This is a genomic window from Achromobacter sp. DH1f (assembly GCF_000633435.1).
Taxonomy (GTDB): domain Bacteria; phylum Pseudomonadota; class Gammaproteobacteria; order Burkholderiales; family Burkholderiaceae_B; genus Achromobacter; species Achromobacter deleyi.
Genome location: NZ_AYMF01000053.1, coordinates 1 through 2,972, shown reverse-complemented (window position 1 = coordinate 2,972; position 2,972 = coordinate 1). Strand labels below are relative to the sequence as shown.

General features: G+C 63.0%; 4 protein-coding genes and 1 tRNA gene. All 5 read left to right on the top strand.

Annotated elements, in window-relative coordinates; all coding sequences use genetic code 11:
• Positions 1–398: PLP-dependent transferase (locus tag U858_RS0132180; RefSeq protein ID WP_025141209.1), on the top strand; the 398-nt coding region annotated here is incomplete at its 5' end.
• 52 nt (positions 399–450) lie between these two features.
• Positions 451–1,131, top strand: a complete 681-nt coding sequence (locus tag U858_RS0132175; protein WP_025141208.1) for a Fe2+-dependent dioxygenase — start codon at positions 451–453, stop codon at positions 1,129–1,131.
• 355 nt (positions 1,132–1,486) lie between these two features.
• A complete protein-coding gene (locus U858_RS0132170) occupies positions 1,487–1,759 on the top strand; it encodes an HU family DNA-binding protein (protein WP_003812968.1) in 273 nt (90 codons plus the stop codon).
• Between the two features lie 138 nt (positions 1,760–1,897).
• Positions 1,898–1,973, top strand: a tRNA-Val gene (locus U858_RS0132165).
• A gap of 293 nt (positions 1,974–2,266) precedes the next feature.
• Positions 2,267–2,972 (top strand): energy transducer TonB (locus U858_RS0132160; RefSeq protein WP_025141207.1); only part of this gene is annotated, 706 nt, incomplete at its 3' end.

Genomic DNA, 2,972 nt, shown 5'->3' with positions numbered 1-2,972 from the left:
ATTGCGCCAATGCATTGGCGCTGGCGCGTTTCCTGGAAGAGCACCCTGGCGTGGCCAAGGTGCACTACCCGGGCCTGGCCAGCCATCCGCAGCACGCGCGCGCGGCCGCGCTGTTCGGCTCGCGCTTTGGCGGCCTGCTGGGCGTGGAACTTGCTGACGGCGTCGATTGCTTCGACTTCCTGAACCGCCTGCGCATCGTGCTGATGGCCACCCACCTGGGCGACACGCGCAGCCTGGCGCTGCCCGCCGCGCACACCATTTACTACGAGATGGGCGCCGAACGCCGCAAGCAGATGGGCATCGCCGACAGCCTGATCCGCGTGTCGGTGGGCATCGAAGACGAAGCCGATCTGCTGTTTGATTTCGATCAGGCGCTCAACGGCTGCCTGCAGGGATAATTCACGGGGGCGTCGGCGCGGCAGCGCGCCGGCCGCAACAGGGCAGGAACCCATGCTGATACAGATTGCCGAAGTCTTTTCTCCCATCGAGGCGGCCGATATCCGTCGCCGCCTGGAGGCCGCCGACTGGATCGACGGCAAGGTCACGGCGGGCTACCAGTCCGCCGAGGTCAAGCGCAACCGCCAATTGCCCGAACAGCACCCGCTGGCGCAGGAATTGGGCAACCTGATCCTGCAACGCCTGGCGATCAACAACCTGTTCATGTCGGCGGCGCTGCCGCGCAAGATCTTCCCGCCGCTGTTCAATCGCTACGAGGGCGGCGAGGCCTTCGGCTACCACGTCGACAACGCCGTGCGCGGTGTCACCGGCACCGCCGAACGCGTGCGCACCGACCTGTCCGCCACGCTGTTTTTCTCGGACCCCGATTCCTACGATGGCGGCGAACTGGTCATCGACGACACCTACGGCCCGCGCGCAGTGAAGCTGCCGGCGGGGCACATGGTGCTGTATCCGGGCACCAGTCTGCACAAGGTCAATCCCGTGACGCGCGGCGCGCGCGTGAGTTCGTTCTTCTGGATGCAGAGCCTGGTGCGCGAAGACAGCCAACGCGCCTTGCTGCTCGATATGGACGTGGCCATACAGCGCCTGAACCAGGACACGCCGGGCCACCCGTCGATCGTTCAACTGACCGGCATCTATCACAATTTGCTGCGCCGCTGGGTCGACGTCTGACGCTGTTCCAGAACGCGTTGCGGGGGTGTCGCGCAAACCCCGAAATGCGCGTTTTTGTTTATTGCGAAAAGACCTAAAAGCTAGTATTGGTGCGGGTTGTGGTGAGGTTTTCGCTTGACAGCCGCTCTACGCCAAGGCCTAATACACGTCTGCGTCGCTGACGGTTTGAGGGCTCGAAAGCCCTTGAAACCTAAGCGGCGCAGCAGTTTAAAAGTTGTGCTTTGCAGCGCAAGAAAAAGTTTATCCACTAGTCTGTTCGTCGTTTGTCGGGTCTTCGCGTCAAGTCGTGGCCTTCCCATGACAGCCATGAACTGCACTCCCGGCAGACTCCATACCTTGTGAGGGGTACACCTGAATGAACAAAACCGAACTCATCGATCACATCGCCAGCAAGGCCGATATCTCCAAGGCTGCCGCCGGTCGTTCGCTCGACGCCCTGATCGGTGCCGTCAAGACCACCCTGAAGAAGGGCGGTACGGTCACCCTGGTGGGCTTTGGCACGTTTGCCGTGTCGGCTCGCGCTGCTCGTACCGGCCGTAACCCGCGCACGGGCGAGACCATCAAGATCAAGAAGGCCAAGGTGCCGAAGTTCCGTCCGGGCAAGGCCCTGAAGGACGCCGTCAACTAAGACGGCATGGCGAATCTCCGCGGCCGCGTCGCCCGGTGATTTGCCGACAGGTACGCGGTCCGGTATACTCCGGCCCGCGTATTGCTTTTGAGTACCCCGGCAGGCGTTTTTCGCAACGTCGAAATTCGCAACCAAGACGGGTGCTTAGCTCAGTTGGTAGAGCGGCGCCCTTACAAGGCGTAGGTCACAGGTTCGACCCCTGTAGCACCCACCAGAAGCATTCAGCGGTCTTTGCACCGCTCAGGCTGAAAGAATGGCCCGATCCAAAACCCGCACACCTCGCCGTGGCGGGTTTTTTGTTTTGCGCGCGATATGTAGCAGGCAGTGTGCGGACCGATCCTATTTTGAGCTGCATCAAGAGGTGTTACTCTGTTCCAGCTGAAATATGGCGTGCGAATCATTCGCATTTAAGATATGATGTTCGGCTTGTACCGGTCAGCCGGCGGCGCCTTCGGGCGCGCGTCTTTTTCTGGCTGGCCAGATAAGTTAATGCACCCTGGCTGATTCATGCCTAGCTTTCAACGTGGTTTGAACTCTACTCCGACGTCTTCATTTGGTATTCGCGCAGGCGCCGGCCTGGCGGTCGTTGCGCTACACGCCGCAGTGGTCTACGCCGTTTACATGGCACCCGCAAGCCGTCCTGAATTGGAGGAACCCGAGGCCATCATGGTAAGTGTGGTCGACGCACCCATTCCCCAGATCGCCAAAGCCGAGCCCACACCGGAACCGCCGCAGCCGGTCGTCGAAACGCCGCCGCCGCAGCCCGAGGTCGAACCCGAGCCCGAGCCGGAACCCGAGCTCAAGCCCGAGCCTGAACCCGAACCCGAGCCGGTGGTCGAGAAGCCGCCCATGCCGGCGCCCAAGCCCAAACCCAAGCCGAAACCCAAGCCCCAGCCCAAGCAGGAAGCCAAGGCCGAGCCCAAGACGGAAACGCCGCCGGTGCAGACGCCGCCGGCAGGTGCGCCGGAAGGCACGCAGGCGCCGCAGGGCCCGCAGCAGGGCCCGCCGCCGGACCAGCCCGTGCTGGTGTCCAGCATCGAGTTCCAGGGCGCGCGGCCCATGCCCAACTACCCGATGGCGTCGCGCCGCATGCGGGAAGAGGGCCGGGTGATGGTGCTGGTGGAAATCAATACCCAGGGCCTCGTCGAGCGGGCGACCATCGACGTGTCTTCGGGCTTCCCGAGGCTTGACGAATCGGCGCTGGCCGCCGCCC

Coding starts and splice junctions, on each gene's coding strand:
- U858_RS0132175 (WP_025141208.1), top strand. CDS start 451: ATGCTGATACAGATTGCCGAAGTCTTTTCTCCCATCGAGGCGGCCGAT.
- U858_RS0132170 (WP_003812968.1), top strand. CDS start 1,487: ATGAACAAAACCGAACTCATCGATCACATCGCCAGCAAGGCCGATATC.